Origin of the sequence: Microcoleus sp. T2B6 (assembly GCF_036700475.1) — a bacterium.
Taxonomy (GTDB): Bacteria; Cyanobacteriota; Cyanobacteriia; order Cyanobacteriales; family Microcoleaceae; genus Microcoleus.
Genome location: NZ_JAUBOZ010000067.1, coordinates 12,102 through 27,694, shown reverse-complemented (window position 1 = coordinate 27,694; position 15,593 = coordinate 12,102). Strand labels below are relative to the sequence as shown.

Sequence of the window (15,593 nt, the reverse complement as noted above, 5' to 3'; positions counted from 1 at the left end):
TGTTTAGGAAACCGATGATAATCCTAGCCTCTGGAAGATGTCGGGGTCGATGACAGGATACACTGCCTCGCAGGGAGTCAGTAATTGCGTGCTATCGCCTCCATTATATTGACGCTGTTGCTGTACGAATTGGGAAATATCCTCGATTTTAACAATCCATTCTCGCGCGTAACGAGCTAAAACACTGCCGCGCAAACCGAGTTGAATTGCCCGCCGATCCATTTTCGATCCATTTGGGTGATGGTCCGGGTCCCATTGCAGCCGTACAGCCGAATTTTTAACAGCTTGTTGCCATTCTTTTTCGCTTCCATACACTGCTGGAACGAAATTAGAATGGACAGCAGATGCTAAAATTTCGTCAAAAGCCGAGCGCTTCAGCCAAATAGCCAGAATTACTTCTTGTCCGGGTTTTGTTCCCCATTCCGATCGATACATCATCCATAGAAAATTTGGCTTAATCCAACTCATACGATTCAGGCTGAATTCCCCGCCGAAATAACCATTTTCCGCGGCAAAATGACCGATCGCCGGACGGTAGGCTTGGTACACTACGACCGTATGTTCATCAAATTGTGCCAGAATGTGACGACCTGTTTTCGGCCATTTACTTGCCTGGTTTAAGTAGGGCTCTGTTAGCAGCTTCACCACAACTAATTACTCTCGTGATGTTTCTGGGGGCAACATACAAACTCCGTGAATTCCTATCCCTACAATTATCCCGCCTCAAAGCAATCCCACACCTTCGGCAAAGCAATTAATTCTGTGAATTTCCTTTGCTGTTCTGGCAATTAATATTTCTGTTCCAGAGGCAAATGGGGCTTCGTTATGGAATTTTTTAATTAACCGCAGAGGACACAGAGGACACAGAGAAAGAGATAAAAAAGATAGATTATCGTAATATACAGCCAAATCCATTCAGAACTTGCGAACCCTTCTCCTCTCTTCCCTTCTTTTCTCTTACTTCGCGCCCTTCGCGCCTTCGCGGTTCGTTAAAAAGCTCTTTCCCCGCAGATAGAGGCCCGAACTTACTTCCAAGAAACCTTCGGCAAAATTTGGTTTTTATCGACACGGTGCTGATATTTTGTAGCAAAATTCAGCAGAGAATCGAGCAGGGAATCTGAGAGATAGTGCGGTTGCAAACCGAGGTCTAGCAAATTGGTGTTTTTGGCATTGAAATAATGTTCTTCTTTCTCGACTCTGGGATTTTCGAGGTGGTTGATTTCTACTTTTAATCCCATAGCCATCCCTGCTTTTTGCACCAAGGAGGCTAAGTCGCCGACGCTGAATTGTTCGGTGAATTGGTTGAAGACACGGAATTGTCCGGCTTCGGCAGGGTTGGCGATCGCCAATTCCACGCACCGCACGGTATCCCGAATGTCTAAGAAGCTGCGGGTTTGTCCGCCAGTGCCGTAAACCGTCAAAGGATGACCGATCGCAGCTTGGATGCAAAATCTGTTCAAGGCTGTACCGAATACTCCGTCGTAGTCCAAACGGTTGATCAACAGTTCGTCCATGCCTGTTTCATCTGTGAGCACGCCGTAGACGACGCCCTGATTTAAGTCGGTGGCTCTTAAACCCCAGATTTTGCAAGCAAAATGGATGTTGTGGGAGTCGTGGACTTTTGACAGGTGGTAGAAACTGCCTGGTTGTTTGGGATAGGGTAGTGTATCCTTGCGGCCGTTGTGTTCGATCGTAATGTAGCCTTCTTCAATGTCAATATTCGGCGTGCCGTATTCGCCCATTGTCCCCAATTTCACTAGGTGACAGTCGGGGAAGTCTTCGCGGATGGCGTACAGCAGGTTGAGTGTCCCGACGACGTTATTGACTTGAGTGAGGACTGCGTGTTCGCGATCGATCATTGAGAAAGGTGCCGAACGCTGTTCGCCGAAATGGACGATCGCCTCTGGTGCAAATTTTCTCATGCTTTTGCTGAGAAAATCGTAGTTGGTGATGTCACCGACGAACAAGTCGATCGACTTGCCCGTTAAATCTTGCCATCGCTGGAGTCTTTGCTGAATCGGTGCGATGGGAGTGAGGGTGTCGCTGCACAGTTCCAGATCCCAGTGCCGTCGCACGAAGCTGTCGAGGATGCCAACTTCGTAACCCTTGTTAGAAAGGTAGAGTGCGGTTGCCCAACCGCAATAGCCATCGCCACCAATAACCAGGACTTTCATAAATCAACGGTGAATCTTGCTTGCCAATACTGGGTTAATGTATCAGGTATTGGTGCATTCTGAACCTTTAATCAACCGTGTTCGCCTAGGAAGGAGTCTGTTTTTTTAGATTAAACCGGAATTTCGTCGGCGAAACTGGCCCTGCGGGTGAATTCAAAGGGGCCGGCCTGGGCTCCCCAGACGTGGGCGTCGGTTTCTGGGTCACGTCCGCGATCGTGGCTAATAAATTTGTCTTGGTCAATCTCGAATTCGCTGTCTAGATAGGTTTTTTTGCCCTTTCTGACCACCATGCAGCCTTTTCCTGGTTCGACAGACCCTTTGAAGCTGTTGCCCGTCCACTGCGTAATAAAGGTGCAGCCGGGAAGTAGTGTCAGTTGTTCTTTTTTGATTTCTTGCAGCCGTTGCGGGTCGCGGGCAGCGCCGTAGAATTGTTCTTCGTTTTCTATGGCATAATTTTCGATGTCGATTCGATCGCCCACCGGGATTAATTTTAAGACTCGGACTCGGTACGGTACATTCAGTTCAATATCGTAGGCTTGTTCTAGGTACAAGCTGAGCCCATCCAGAACTTCGACGGGCAAAGGCCTCATGCACACGCGGATGTGGGCGAAGAAGGGCGGGTTTTCAAAGGCTTGGGCTTGGTTGCTGAAGTCGGCGGCCATCCAGCGGGCGAGGGTGACGATATCGGTGGAATGAGTCATTTCGATTTTAGATTTTGGATTTTCGATTTTGGATTGAGGGAGTAGAAATTATTTTAGGGGATAGCGGGCGATCGGCTATAGAAGGTAGTTATATGGTTTACGAACAAGTAAAGAAACTGCGGCGATAAGTACGGCATTAATCAACGTATCCCATTAGCGAGATCGCCCTTTTCTTCTGCCAACTCTCGAATTTGTAGTCGAACTCGCCCCATTGGTTCGCCCTCAATCTTCCAAAACCTCAACCAAATCTTCCATTGTCACGTCGAAGGCGCGGGCAATTTTGTAGACAGCAGAAAGATCGACTGTATTCAAAGCATCGCGCCTCCCGTAGCTTTTTACTGTGTTGTAGTTGACTCCTTTGCGATCGGCAACTTCTTTGAACGTCCAACCTCTTTGCTCAGCTAGTTCTCGAATCCGCAATCTAACATATCCCATTAGCGCGATCGCCCTTACTAAGCTGTTCAGCATCTAAAACGCATATTGTATGGTAGAATATGATAATTTTCCGAAAAAGTCAATGCCTACTAAAAACTTCCTCAGTTCAGAAACAAAGGAAACTCTGCAACAAGCATTAAAAGACCATGTGCATCCAGATATTCGACAAAGAGCTTTAATATTTTTATTACTAAATAACGGAAATACACAAGCTCAAACTGCTGAACTAATTGGATGTTCTCTCAGAAAAGTTGCCTATTGGAGCGTTCATGGTGAGGAATGAAAATTTAGACAGTTTTAAAGATAACAGGATGAAGGGTAATTACCGAAAAGCTACAGAGAAATACATTAATTTACTTTTAGAAACAGTTGAAGTAGATCCTGAAAAATATGGTTATGAGTTCGGAAGATGGACAACAGCTAGACTTGCAATATATCTAGGAGAGCAGACGGGAATTGAGCTGAGTAGTACCCAAGTAAGGAGAATTTTAAAATCAAAAAAGTATGTTTACCTTTGGGCTAAATACAGCTTGAAGGATAAGCAAAATGCCGTAGAAAGGGGTTTATTTAAAGATAAATTAGCTGAGTATTTAAGAATAGAAAAAGAATCTCCAAACCTATTGCAGGTATGGTTTTGGGATGAAAGTGGATTTAGTTTAAGAGTAATTAGAAGGAAAAACTGGTGTAAAAAGGGTACTCGAAGTAATAAAAGAGGAGACCGACGAAAAGGTCGTATTAATGTTATGGGTGGAGTGAGATACTCAGACAAAAAAAGATGGGTAGATTTTATTCCATCTGGTAATTCTGCTAATTTTTATGCTGTGCTGAAAACTTTTTATGAAGATTTAAAAGCCGAGTGGATATTGCAAGGAAATTTAGCAGAAGACTTTAAAGATAAGGGCTGTAAGTTTGTGATAATTTTGGACAACGCTAGTTTTCATAAAAAAGCAGAGACTTTGCAGAAAATAGCGTCAGAGATGCCGAATCTAATCATAGAGTTTTTGCCAAAGTATAGCCCTGACTATAACTTAATTGAATTAGTATGGCATTCCGCCAAGGAATATGTTGCTAATAGATTATTTGAATCCATTGAAAAACTAGAAGCACTGTTACATAAACTGTTAAATGAAGGAGGACTAATTATGAAATGGAACCGAAAAATAAAAAATAAAGGTAACGCGAGTTAATGCAGTTTAGATGTCGAACAGCTTATTCCAAAAACTCGACCAAATCTTCAACTAAACCAAAAGGAGTCCCGCGCTCTACCTGTACCCAGGTGAGCGTCGGGAGGAATTTGCGTGAGCCAGGAGAGCCGCCCCGAACCAAACCGATGACTTTATGTGTCCGAAGGTGAGGGGCGGTCGATGAGCGAACAAATAATTTTTGCTACACCACTTGCTTTTGCCATCTTCACGAGATAGAATTTTCTCAGCGTTCGTGAAAGTGATGCCTCAAATAATCACCGCCAAGCTAAAACTAAACCTGAATGCCGAGCACAAAGGTTTGGTGTCTCAGACTACCTTGGCTTATCGCGATGCCTTGAATCATACTTCGCGAGTTGCTTTTGATGCGAACAAAACCAGCAATGGCGCTAAGTTGCAAAAGGCTGTTTACAACGAATTGCGTGTTCGATTTGGGCTGGGCGCTCAGATGGCTTGCAATGTACCCAGACAAGTGTCGGCAACCTACAAAACACTCTGGACTAAGGTAAAACAATCTAACGATGCTATTGCCAAAGGGTACACCAAGAAAAGGTACAAAGGACTAGACCAGCCCCCTAAGTATATTTCTCGAACTTGTACCTTGAATTATCAGCGCGACTACTCGTTCAAATCCGAGCAGAGGGTGAGTATTATTACCCTAGCTGGTAGAATAGTAGTTTCGTATGATGGCTACAACAAGCATCTGGATTTGATTGCCAAGGGTTCCAAGTTTGGAGCAGCTAAAATTGTCTATCAGCGTTCCTCTAAGGTTTACTATTTGATGGTAAGTATTGAGGTAGAAACCCCTGAGCTCGACCCACTGAAAATAACCAGAATTTCTGGCGTTGACGTGGGGATGCGCTACTTAGCCGTAGAAACAGACTTACAAAACAAGTCTAATTTCTACTCAGGTTCAGAAGCTAGACATAAAGCCAACCGCTATCATAAAGCTAGACAAACTCTTCAGCGTAAAGACACTCGTTCGGCAAAGCGCAGACTAATTGCTTTGTCGGGAAGAGAAAGACGGTTTATCGCTGACGTGAACCACCAAATTAGCAAGGATATTGCCAAACCTAATACTTTGATTGGACTGGAAAACCTAACCGGAGTTCGGGAGAGAATTAAGTCCAAGTCTGGTAAAAAGGCTAGCAATAAACAGCGAAGAGCTAATCGAAATAAAGCTAAATGGTCGTTTGCCGAATTGCACGGCTATATTGACTACAAAGCTAATTTGAACGGCTCTTTAGCTACTCAAGTCCCAGCTCATTATACTTCGCAAAGCTGTCCAAAGTGCGGACACACATCAGCAGGCAATAGACCAAAAAAAGGGCTATTGTTTCGCTGTGAATGTTGCGGACACGAGCTTCATGCTGATTTGGTGGGTGCGCGGAATATTGCCATGAGAACGTTGCTTGTCCGGCAGGACTGGACGAGTACGGGGAGCTTGTCAGCATCCCCTAATGTGTCGGGCCGTGAAACTAAAGCTGAGATTCTGCAAAGATTGTCCCAATTGCGGTGGAGCTCAGATACAAGCCCACATCTCCGGCGGTACTCCGCTTGATGCTGGGTAGTTGACTCATGACATCAAAAGCAAGGGCGATCTTCTGAACGGCACTCAGATCGACCATACTCATCCCATCATCGCGTCTAGCGTACCCTTTAACCGTGTTGTAATTGACCCTCTTGGCGATCTGCCACGTCTTGCAGCGTCCAGCCCTTTTCTTCTGCCAACTCTCGAATCTTTAGTCGAACTCGCCCCATTGGTGCGCCCTCAATCTTCCAAAATCTCGACCAAATCTTCCATTGTCACGTCGAAGGCGCGGGCAATTTTGTAAACAGCAGAAAGATCGGCTGTATTCAAAGCATCGCGCTGAACGTAGCTTCTGACAGTGTTGTAATTAACTCCGGATCGATCCGCAACTTGCTTTAGTGTCCAACCCTTTTGCTCAGCTAGTTCTCGAATCCGCAGTCTAACGTATCCCATGTTTTAACTTGACATTGATGCGTATGCAACATATGATATCTATGTACACTAAAAACGATCGCCCTCCTAGCCTCGAAAACTTAAGGGCGATCGCCTTTTCTATCACACCCCGCGTTTGCGGGGAAGGATTACCCTATGATACCAACATCCAAGCCCAAATTAAACACTCATCCCTGGTGTATCGTGCGACAATTGCCAAATATGCAGCGATTGGTGGTTGCTCGGTTCCACCGCCGGGGCGATGCGGATGGATACATACAGATTTTACGGCGGTTGTTGCCGACGGCTAAACACGCGATCGTTTTTGATACGACAGGGGCTGAGAAATTGGCAGAAGTGCGATCGACTCAATTAGAACGAATCTTGTAATTAATCAGGAGCGATCGTGTTTTATAGCAAGTGCGATCGCTCCTGTGTTATAACCCAGAAGTCAGCCCCTAGCCAGACTCCACGCTAAAATTATCATCCTTAAGCGGATAATTTTTTTTTCGTTTTTTTTTACTCTATTATACTCTATAATATTTCCGATTTCAATTAGAAGCGCTATAGTGAACGGCCAGTTTCTTCATTTGGATGTAGGTGATAGAGTTGTGGTGTTGATAGTTTTAAGCAGCATTTTGTTGCTTATTTTCATAACAGGAGAATAAAACGGTATGCTACTGGTTAAGACAAAACTTGGCATCAGTTTTATTCATGCTATTGGTCTTTTCGCAGCGCAGTTTATTCCCAAAGGTACTGTTACCTGGGAATACTCTCCATACTTCGATACGTCTTATGAAGAGGCTGATGTTGAACGTATGTCTCCTTCAGCAAAAGAACAGTTCCTAAAATATGCCTATTTTGACAATATCCTCTGTAGATATGTTCTTTGCTTTGACGATCAACGTTTCATCAATCATTGTTCGGAGTCTCCTAATATTCTTTCGACATTGCGACGAGACGTTGCAGCAGTTGACATCTACGAGGGAGAAGAACTTGTTTGCAACTATAACTGTTATGATGATACTTATTTTATACGTCATGGCATTCAGAAAATCACTCTGACACGCACCATACAATCTAGTTAAAGTGTTACAATTGCGTACTGGATTTATTGAATTAGTTAATACTAGCATAAAGTTTTATAGGAGGAAGCACTTGCGCGATCTATCTACAGATAAAACTAGAGATTTTTCGCGCAAATACTTCGCCCAAACGATACTTTTGCCAGAGATTAAATCCTCTGGTTGAGGCATCTAAATTAGCAAATTAGATGAGTTTGACAGCCCGCAGACCAAACATCAGGACTGTCGCCAAGCCGATCATGCCGCCAAAAAGCCCGAAATAAGTTATTATTCCGCTAAGAGTCATAAAAATCCTCGGTAAGTGGGTTCCTCAGCGTCTTTAGACCTGAGAGGGAAACGATACGAGCGGTTTCAACCGCCTTAAATAATTTACACCTTTACCGCCTTGGAATTACTTAGTTCCGGGTTCTTTTGTAATAAACTTTCAACAGGACAATTACTGCTTCAAACCTTTCACCCTGTACGCATAATGGTTTGCTCTTTCTTAGAGCCTCCCTTTCGGGGTAATGTTAGCACGCGCCAATGTTTAGTGAGCTTGTTAGGTCAGCAGCGCTGTCTTACCTAAGAGTAAAACTGTTTAACCACTGACGACAGAGCGGGGAACTAGCTACGCATTCTCCCGCTGTCGTGACTCAAAAAACTTAGTCAGTTAAGACGCTTGGCTGGTCAACTAACTGAAGTTGTAGGCATCAAGCCCGTTACTTCAGTGCGGGGCGCTGACTGCAATTTCTCCAAAACAATCATTGACACTCCGGGCGCGTAAACGCACCGGGATTCTTTAATCTACGAGCCAATTTGCTGAGGCAGGATTTCTCCAGCCAAAGTAGAGATTGATTCTCCTAAAGCGTTGCTTGCGTCAAGCGCAAAAGTTCCGGTATGCCCTACCGTACCCAATCCTCGACTAAGGATATTTCTAGCCGCGTTTTCGTCTCTATCCATTACACACCCACATTTACACACGTGCGTTCTAGTAGATAGCGTTTTCTTGACAATTACACCGCAGCTAGAGCATTCTTGGCTGGTATATTGCGGATTCACCGCAACCGTAATCTTTTCAAATACTTTTCCAAAGTATTCAAGCCAGACACGGAACTGATACCAAGATGCGTCGTTAATAGACTTAGCTAAACAATGATTCTTCACCAGATTTTTTATTCTCAAATCTTCGTAAGCGATTACATCGTTTGATGAGATTACGCACCGTGCAAGCTTCATTGCATGGTCTTTACGCTGCCTACTTATTTTGAGATGGCGTTTGCCTAGAATCCGCCTAGCTTTGTCCCTGTTATTTGAACCTTTTACTTTCCTGGACACCCGACGTTGACAACGTTTAAGGACTTTTTCACCTTTTCGCAAAAATATCGGGTTCTCAACCGTAATTCCTTTTGAGTCGGTGTAATATTCCTTCAATCCTACGTCTAAGCCTATGGTGTTCCCAGAGGGGGCTATGTTTTCCTTTCGATCAATATCAATACAAAACTGAACGTATACGCCATCCGCACGTTTTACCAATCTCACCCGTTTTATTTGGCTAATTTGGTAGAAATGCAAATCGCGTGTCCCCTTGAGTTTTAACCGCCCAATCCCTTTCTTGTCGGTAAAATTGATTGATTTTCGGTCGTCGGCAAGTTTCCATCCAGTTGATTTATACTCAACAGATCGGCAATCTTTCTGGAACTGTGGATAGCCTTTTTTGCCAGCAACACCCTTCTTGCAGTTATCGTAGAATCGGGAGATAGAAGACCATGCTCGTTCTGCACTAGCTTGTCTAGCCATTGAGTTGAGTTCGTCAGCAAAGGAAAAATCACGCGCCAGTACAGCGCAGTATTTATTCAAATCATATTTATCCACCTTTTTGTTGTCCATCCAATACCTTATACAGCTATTGCGGACGAATTTTGCGGTACGAATTGCTTCGTCTACGGCAGTAAACTGATTTGATTTTCCGTATGCTTTAAACTCGAAAACTAGCATGGTTTTACCTCCCACCTTATGCTACTATGTTCAGCATAGGATGTTCCGTGACTTATTAAAACTTTACAATTAAAGCCGTCAAGCGAAGGACGGGGTTTTTAACCCAATTTCCTGATAAAAAGACCTATAAGAACTATAATCTAAAATCTAATATCTAAATTAGATAAATATGCAATCCATAATTAAAGTTGACTTGGGGCCACAATCTTACAATGTTTGCGTGCGATCGGGCGGTTTAGACGAACTCGGCAGTCTGATGGGCGATCTAAGCTTGGGCAAAAAAGTGCTACTGGTGTCAAATCAGTCGATTTTTCGGCAGTACGGCGAAAGAGCAACAGCAGCCCTCGAATCAGCCGGTCTGGAAGTCAGTAGCTGCATTTTACCACCGGGAGAACAGTACAAAACTTTAAATTCGGTGCAGAAAATTTACGGTGCGGCTTTGGAAAACCGCTTAGAACGTTCCTCGACAATGGTGGCTTTGGGCGGCGGGGTGGTTGGCGATATGACGGGTTTTGCGGCGGCAACTTGGCTGCGCGGAATTAATGTCGTGCAGGTTCCGACTTCGCTGCTGGCGATGGTTGATGCTTCTATCGGCGGCAAAACGGGGGTAAATCATCCTTTAGGGAAGAATTTAATCGGGGCTTTTCACCAGCCGCGCTTGGTTTTGATTGACCCGGATGTACTCAAAACTCTGCCGGCGAGGGAGTTTCGTTCGGCGATGGCGGAAGTCATCAAGTACGGGGTGATTTGGGATGCTGAACTTTTCGGGAAGTTGGAGAATTGCAAGCGTTTGGATCAAATGCGCTATGTGAAGGCGGATTTGTTGGCAGAAATTTTGAGCAGGTCTTGCCAAGCTAAGGCTGAGGTGGTAAGCAAAGACGAGAAGGAATCGGGTTTGCGGGCGATTTTGAATTACGGACACACCATTGGTCATGCTGTGGAAAGTTTGACCAATTACAAGGTGATCAATCACGGGGAAGGAGTGGCTATCGGCATGGCTGCGTCAAGCCGGTTGGCTGTGGAGTTGGGAATGTGGGATGCTGAGTGCGATCGCCGCCAGTCTGCTTTAATTGAAAAAGCGGGTTTACCTGCCAAATTGCCGGCGGGTGTAGATGTTGAGGAAATTTTGCATACTTTGCAACTCGATAAGAAGGTGCAGGATGGCAAGGTGCGGTTTGTGCTGCCCGTGCGCTTGGGTGAGGCTGCTGTGAGCGATCGGGTGGATGGGGATTTGATTATACAAGTTTTGAAGGAAATGCTTTAGGAAGTCAGTAGTCAGTAGTCAGTAGTCAGTAGTCAGTAGTCAGTAGTCAGTAGTCAGTAGTTAGTAGTTATTTGTTAGTAGTTATTTGTTTGTTCTAATAACCAATAACTAATAACCAATAACCAATGCAGCTTAAGAGCCGCTCGACCGAGAATTAATTTCCTCCAAAATTTTATCTACTCTGTTAGCGGCTTGAGTTCTGCCTTGCTTGATAAATAACTCTTTAGCTTTTGTGAGGCTGGCTACTGCCTCCGCTTGGTTTTCCTTGTCTCCTTGTTGGTACAAACCGACTCCTAAATTGTTTAAAGCATCGGGATATCGATCGTTAATTTTAACCGCTTGTCTCCACTGAACAATTGCCTCTGGCAACTGCCCCTGACTTGCCATCGCCACGCCTAAATCGTTGTGAGCTTTGGCGTGCTGCGGGTTGACTTCAATTGCTTTTTGGAATAGAGCGATCGCATCGCTCATTTTACCTTGCCCCGACAGCATAGTTGCCAACTTGTAATAAGCATCCGCTTCTTTGGGATAGCGAGCGATTAGTTGCCGGTACAAAGCTTCGGCATTGACAGCATTTCCTTGACCGTAAAGGTCGTTGGCAGTTCTCAAACCCATCGTGTAGCCTTTACCTACAACTTGGCACTTTTTCTCGGAGTTGCCTTCCTGCTTGCAAATCCTGAGTTCGTCTCCCTTCATCTCGTAGGACATAACTTCCCGAACAGCAGGGCCTCGGCGCTGTGGTTGCAAGTTCTGCGAGTGCAAGTTTTGCGATAGTTGCAGGGCGATTGTCTCAGCCCCGGCCGGTTCGGCCACTGCGACACTGCAGATTCCTGCACCCACCAAAATGCTTGGGGCAATCCACATCAAAGGTTTGAACCAGGGAAACTCTCGATCGTTTTTCATGTTTTTTGTGGAAACGTGTTGTTGATATCCTGGGTTTCACTAGCGCCGCAAGAGTCGGAGCCGATGGGGCCCACCCGATGAAATAGTTAGTTATTAACAGATACATTTAACCCGGCAATTCCCGGAAGTCCGAGATTGCTGAGTATGGTAAGACTTGGAAATCAGCAAGAATTCCAGTCAAAGAGGTATCTCTCAAAGCTTTCAACAAAATGTTAAAAGCGCCATTGGTATCCCGGTCTAGTTTGTGACCGCAGGAGGGGCAAGCAAAATGCTTTTTGCCTCCTAGTTTTGTATGAATGTGACCGCACTTTGAACAGGTCTTAGATGTATACTCTTCTGTTACGTCTACTACAACACAACCATGTTTGGCTGCTTGATGCTTCAACGTTTTTTTGAATTTATAGTGACTCAAAGTCACCATCGCTCTAGCTGTTTTCGCAGTCAGGCGACGCTTGACTTTCTTCACCATCTGCTGAGTCTCGAAAGTCGGCAGAAAGATTACCTTGTATTTGTCACACAGATATTTCGCCGTTTTTTTGTGCAATTCAGAAACCAAATTTTTAATTTGGTTTCTGATTTTAGATGCAGCTTTTCTCAAGCAATAGCGAAGTCGTTTAAAACTTCTCCCCTTGCTGTTGCCGATTCGACTCATTATTTTATCTAGATGCCTAGCAAGACGGTAGATTCTGCCAATATCATACTTGCCCACCTCTAGTACCTCCTGCCCGTCGAAACCCGTCATAAAAGTTCTTACACCGGGGTCGAGTGCCACAGCCAGTCTTGAGTCTGTCGCAGCAGGCTTGCTTTCCTTGACTGCATAACTTACAAACCACTGACCGTTAATTAAGCTTAGGCTTGGCTCGTGCTGCATGACATCCAAAATTGGTTCTGCTGACTTAAAGCTTAAGCCTTTGGTCCCTTGAGGGTAAAACGTACTTGATTTCCAGTTGTCAGTTTGAAATCTAATGGTTTGAGACGTATCTCGACAGGTTCTGAATTTAGCTGAACCTCCCGACTTTTTAGCAGCTTTGTGGGCTTCAAATGCTTGAAATACTGCTAGCTGTCTGGGATTGTAAGGTTGTAGTTTTACCCAATCTGGCGCGCTATCCATAATCTGCTTTCGCAGAGCGTATTTACCAATTTTCTGTGTTTTGAGGATAGCAATTGCTTGGTTGTAACACCACCGACTAGCAGCTATCCAAGTTCTCCAGGTTGCTGCTAATTTCGTTTCCGGGTAAACTCGGATCTTCTTTGATAGTAGATTTGTACTTGCGGAGTCCGTACAATCGGCAACTGAATACGTGGATGATGGCAAGGATATCTTCAATGATTTCTCTTTCTGGAGATAGTTCTGTGCGACCGAGAACCACGAGTTTGCAATCGTTTTGTTCGCACACCCCTCTGATGAGGTCACAACCAAACCTTGCGAGTCGGTCAAGGTGGCAGACCACAATTGGGCTGATAGTTCCTGACATGACTTGTCCCAAAAGGGCAAGAAGACTTTTTCTTTTGAAATTGAGTCCCCCTCCGATATCTTTGAAGACTTGGCCTTGCGGGTAGATTCCTTGGAGGTAGCTGATTTGTCGGTTGAGGTCTTCTTTTTGTGTGGCCCTGCTAACTCGGCAGTAGAGGGCGGTGATTCTTGGATGGAGTCCGTCACTGAACACTGAGTCAATGTCGTAACGTCGCTGGTTGGTAGGAGTTCTAATTGTCTTGATTTTCCCTGCTTCGTCCCAGTTTCTAAGGGTCTTTTGGGAAACCGAGAGGAGTTTACAGGCTTCTCGGGGGGTGACTCAAGCGAGTCATGATGGTTGTTTTTTGCTGGCATCTCCTATGGTATCCTGTTTGGTCGGGTTGTTCCGGGAATTTACAAAAAATAATTTACCTTGTCGCAACAGTCGAGATATTTTAGCACTGTGGGGTCGAGTTTGAGTTAAATTAGAGTAGAATTCCGATCGATTCTCAGTCAACCTTAGCAGGAAAATAGAAATGGGGCAGTCTATTCTTACCATGCTCTTTGCGCTCATCCTCGGCTACGCTGTTAACTCAAGCGTCAAAATAGTCAGCGGTGGCGACGAAGCTTTAGTGGAACGTTTGGGTCAATACAAGCGCACCCTCAAGCCAGGATTCCACTTTATCAGTCCCCTGGTCGAAAAAGTCGTCTGCGTGGACACAAGCCGTGAAAGAGTTTTAGACATTAAACCTCAGTCAGCAATCACGGGAGATAATGTGGCTCTCGAAGTCGATGCCGTTGTGTATTGGCGGGTTGTGAATTTACAGAAAGCTTATTATGGAATCGATCAAATTGAAAATGCGATCGCCAACTTAGTTTTAACGACGTTTCGCGCTGAAATTGGTCGATTGCCCATGCAAGACATCTTGGGTTCCCGAGATGACATGAATAAAAAGTTACTCAAGAAGTTGGACGAAGCTACCGAAACTTGGGGTGTCAAAGTAATTCGGGTGGAAATTCAAAGCATTACACCTCCGAAAAGGGTGCAAGAAGCTATGGAATTGGAGCGCGCTACCAAGAGCGAGTGGCAAGCAATGGTCAATAAGGCGATCGGCACTAAGGAGTATATGAGGCTCTTAGTTGAAGCTTTAGACTCCCATCCCAATAGCAAGCAAGTTTTGAATTACTTAGTAACGGAAAAATACTTAGACGCTCAACAAAAATTGGGCGAAAGCGACAATGCCAAAATTCTGTTTATGGACCCCCGGAGCATGAGCGAAGCTCTGGGCGAGCTGATGGGTTCTATGCCCGATGTGATTCATTCTGAGGGTGGGGAAATAAAAGTTATTGAGACTCCGACTTCTCAAGACTGATTCCTGAAGATAGCGTCGGCAACCAGACAAACATCGTGCATTTCTCTGACATCGTGAACTCGCAAGATATCTGCCAAATTTGCGATAGCACCTGTACAAGCCGCCGCTGTCCCCCAAACTCTTTGTTTCGCTTCTGGCTGATTCAAAATATGACCGATGAAGCTTTTTCGCGATACTCCGACTAAAATCGGACAGTTTAAAACACGGAATTTTCGCAACTCTCGCAGAATTTCTAAGTTTTGACTGTAAGTCTTGGCAAAGCCAATACCAGGGTCGAGAATTATTTGAGATTGGTCAATCCCCGCAGCAACTGCCGCCGCAATTCGACTCTCTAAAAATTCCCCAATTTCCCCCATTAAATCCCGATAATCTGTCAGTTGTTGCATCGTCTGGGGAGTTCCCCGAATGTGCATCAAAATTATTGGCACTTTTAACTGAGCAACGGTTGACAGCATTTCCGAGTCAAAAGTAGCTCCCGAAATATCGTTAATTATATCCGCTCCCGCCTCAACCGCAGCTTTTGCAACCTGCGCTCTGGTAGTATCTACCGAAATAGGAACTGAGCCAAAAATATCGGCTTTTTGTCGCAGTATTTGTACGAGAGGTAGAACGCGATCGATCTCCTCTGCTAAGGATATTTCCACTGCACCAGGCCGAGTAGATTGACCGCCAATATCAATAATATCTACCCCCCCCGACTTTACCATATTTTCCGCTTGCGCTAAAGCAGATTCTATGGTATTGAAATCTCCGCCGTCGCTAAAACTGTCAGGGGTTACGTTCAAAACGCCCATTAAATAAGTGCGTTTTCCCCACTCGAAAGCTTGATTTCTAATGGTAATTTTTTCTGGGTTATGTGTCATAAATTATATTTTTGGGCAGGCGGGACAACCGTCTCACAAGAATTTCATCTTGAGAGTGTTGGGTTTCGTTCCACGGGCCCAACCTACACTATCAACTAATAATAATTTTTTCTGGGTTATTTGTCATGGCGATCGTGGGATTTGATATCTGACTGAATGCACGGGTAGCCAGAAACCGGGTTTTTTCACGACAATATTTCGTT

Annotated in this window: 15 protein-coding genes and 2 pseudogenes; 6 read left to right on the top strand and 11 right to left on the bottom strand. The window is 44.8% G+C overall.

The window, feature by feature from the left end:
* Positions 1-3 precede the first annotated feature (3 nt).
* From QUA00_RS24625 to QUA00_RS24610, 4 genes are all read right to left on the bottom strand, one after another.
* Complete coding sequence (locus QUA00_RS24625; protein WP_333310519.1) at positions 4-648, bottom strand: DUF4291 domain-containing protein; 645 nt, start codon at positions 646-648, stop codon at positions 4-6.
* A 377-nt stretch (positions 649-1,025) separates the two neighbouring features.
* Positions 1,026-2,174 carry an NAD-dependent epimerase/dehydratase family protein gene (locus QUA00_RS24620; RefSeq protein ID WP_333139230.1) on the bottom strand — a complete coding sequence of 383 codons (1,149 nt, stop codon included), beginning with the start codon at positions 2,172-2,174 and terminating at the stop codon, positions 1,026-1,028.
* A 110-nt stretch (positions 2,175-2,284) separates the two neighbouring features.
* Positions 2,285-2,875, bottom strand: coding sequence for a chromophore lyase CpcT/CpeT (locus QUA00_RS24615; protein WP_333411452.1), 591 nt, complete (start codon positions 2,873-2,875; stop codon positions 2,285-2,287).
* Positions 2,876-3,097: 222 nt separating this feature from the next.
* The gene (locus tag QUA00_RS24610; RefSeq protein ID WP_333411464.1) at positions 3,098-3,310 is read right to left on the bottom strand and encodes a helix-turn-helix transcriptional regulator; all 213 of its coding nucleotides are present in this window, start codon (positions 3,308-3,310) and stop codon (positions 3,098-3,100) included.
* An 82-nt stretch (positions 3,311-3,392) separates the two neighbouring features.
* Here QUA00_RS24610 and QUA00_RS24605 point away from each other — a divergent pair.
* A pseudogene (locus tag QUA00_RS24605) lies at positions 3,393-4,497 on the top strand (IS630 family transposase).
* A 259-nt stretch (positions 4,498-4,756) separates the two neighbouring features.
* The gene (locus QUA00_RS24600; RefSeq protein ID WP_333411451.1) at positions 4,757-6,073 is read left to right on the top strand and encodes a transposase; all 1,317 of its coding nucleotides are present in this window, start codon (positions 4,757-4,759) and stop codon (positions 6,071-6,073) included.
* 210 nt (positions 6,074-6,283) lie between these two features.
* Here the strand turns inward: QUA00_RS24600 and QUA00_RS24595 are convergent, their stop codons facing one another.
* A complete protein-coding gene (locus QUA00_RS24595; protein ID WP_333139222.1) occupies positions 6,284-6,496 on the bottom strand; it encodes a helix-turn-helix transcriptional regulator in 213 nt (70 codons plus the stop codon).
* 135 nt (positions 6,497-6,631) lie between these two features.
* Between QUA00_RS24595 and QUA00_RS24590 the strand changes: the two genes are divergently transcribed.
* Positions 6,632-6,865, top strand: coding sequence for a hypothetical protein (locus QUA00_RS24590; protein ID WP_333139220.1), 234 nt, complete (start codon positions 6,632-6,634; stop codon positions 6,863-6,865).
* Positions 6,866-7,149: 284 nt separating this feature from the next.
* Positions 7,150-7,563, top strand: a complete 414-nt coding sequence (locus QUA00_RS24585) for an SET domain-containing protein-lysine N-methyltransferase (RefSeq protein ID WP_333411449.1) — start codon at positions 7,150-7,152, stop codon at positions 7,561-7,563.
* 181 nt (positions 7,564-7,744) lie between these two features.
* On the opposite strand, the gene petL is transcribed toward QUA00_RS24585, so the two are convergent.
* Positions 7,745-7,846: a cytochrome b6-f complex subunit PetL gene (petL, locus tag QUA00_RS24580; protein WP_333139216.1), complete on the bottom strand. Its 102-nt coding sequence runs from the start codon at positions 7,844-7,846 to the stop codon at positions 7,745-7,747.
* Between the two features lie 497 nt (positions 7,847-8,343).
* Complete coding sequence (locus tag QUA00_RS24575; protein ID WP_333411447.1) at positions 8,344-9,534, bottom strand: transposase; 1,191 nt, start codon at positions 9,532-9,534, stop codon at positions 8,344-8,346.
* Positions 9,535-9,703: 169 nt separating this feature from the next.
* Between QUA00_RS24575 and aroB the strand changes: the two genes are divergently transcribed.
* The gene (gene aroB / locus QUA00_RS24570) at positions 9,704-10,798 is read left to right on the top strand and encodes a 3-dehydroquinate synthase (protein WP_333391944.1); all 1,095 of its coding nucleotides are present in this window, start codon (positions 9,704-9,706) and stop codon (positions 10,796-10,798) included.
* A 132-nt stretch (positions 10,799-10,930) separates the two neighbouring features.
* Here aroB and QUA00_RS24565 read toward each other — a convergent pair whose 3' ends face one another.
* From QUA00_RS24565 to QUA00_RS24555, 3 genes and pseudogenes are all read right to left on the bottom strand, one after another.
* Positions 10,931-11,701, bottom strand: a complete 771-nt coding sequence (locus QUA00_RS24565) for a tetratricopeptide repeat protein (RefSeq protein WP_333411445.1) — start codon at positions 11,699-11,701, stop codon at positions 10,931-10,933.
* 106 nt (positions 11,702-11,807) lie between these two features.
* Complete coding sequence (locus tag QUA00_RS24560) at positions 11,808-12,947, bottom strand: transposase (protein WP_333139377.1); 1,140 nt, start codon at positions 12,945-12,947, stop codon at positions 11,808-11,810.
* A pseudogene (locus QUA00_RS24555) lies at positions 12,889-13,494 on the bottom strand (IS607 family transposase); the annotation flags it as partial. The pseudogene QUA00_RS24555 and the gene QUA00_RS24560, both read right to left, overlap by 59 nt.
* Positions 13,495-13,690: 196 nt before the next feature.
* On the opposite strand from QUA00_RS24555, the gene QUA00_RS24550 reads away from it, so the two are divergent.
* Complete coding sequence (locus QUA00_RS24550; protein WP_333282467.1) at positions 13,691-14,527, top strand: stomatin-like protein; 837 nt, start codon at positions 13,691-13,693, stop codon at positions 14,525-14,527.
* On the opposite strand, the gene folP is transcribed toward QUA00_RS24550, so the two are convergent.
* Positions 14,518-15,390 carry a dihydropteroate synthase gene (gene folP, locus QUA00_RS24545; RefSeq protein ID WP_333411444.1) on the bottom strand — a complete coding sequence of 291 codons (873 nt, stop codon included), beginning with the start codon at positions 15,388-15,390 and terminating at the stop codon, positions 14,518-14,520. The genes QUA00_RS24550 and folP overlap by 10 nt on opposite strands.
* Positions 15,391-15,593: the final 203 nt, after the last annotated feature.

Coding starts and splice junctions, on each gene's coding strand:
- QUA00_RS24575 (WP_333411447.1), bottom strand. CDS start 9,534: ATGCTAGTTTTCGAGTTTAAAGCATACGGAAAATCAAATCAGTTTACT.
- QUA00_RS24550 (WP_333282467.1), top strand. CDS start 13,691: ATGGGGCAGTCTATTCTTACCATGCTCTTTGCGCTCATCCTCGGCTAC.
- QUA00_RS24585 (WP_333411449.1), top strand. CDS start 7,150: ATGCTACTGGTTAAGACAAAACTTGGCATCAGTTTTATTCATGCTATT.
- QUA00_RS24620 (WP_333139230.1), bottom strand. CDS start 2,174: ATGAAAGTCCTGGTTATTGGTGGCGATGGCTATTGCGGTTGGGCAACC.
- QUA00_RS24615 (WP_333411452.1), bottom strand. CDS start 2,875: ATGACTCATTCCACCGATATCGTCACCCTCGCCCGCTGGATGGCCGCC.
- QUA00_RS24595 (WP_333139222.1), bottom strand. CDS start 6,496: ATGGGATACGTTAGACTGCGGATTCGAGAACTAGCTGAGCAAAAGGGT.
- QUA00_RS24565 (WP_333411445.1), bottom strand. CDS start 11,701: ATGAAAAACGATCGAGAGTTTCCCTGGTTCAAACCTTTGATGTGGATT.
- aroB (WP_333391944.1), top strand. CDS start 9,704: ATGCAATCCATAATTAAAGTTGACTTGGGGCCACAATCTTACAATGTT.
- petL (WP_333139216.1), bottom strand. CDS start 7,846: ATGACTCTTAGCGGAATAATAACTTATTTCGGGCTTTTTGGCGGCATG.
- QUA00_RS24610 (WP_333411464.1), bottom strand. CDS start 3,310: ATGGGATATGTTAGATTGCGGATTCGAGAACTAGCTGAGCAAAGAGGT.
- QUA00_RS24600 (WP_333411451.1), top strand. CDS start 4,757: ATGCCTCAAATAATCACCGCCAAGCTAAAACTAAACCTGAATGCCGAG.
- folP (WP_333411444.1), bottom strand. CDS start 15,390: ATGACACATAACCCAGAAAAAATTACCATTAGAAATCAAGCTTTCGAG.
- QUA00_RS24590 (WP_333139220.1), top strand. CDS start 6,632: ATGATACCAACATCCAAGCCCAAATTAAACACTCATCCCTGGTGTATC.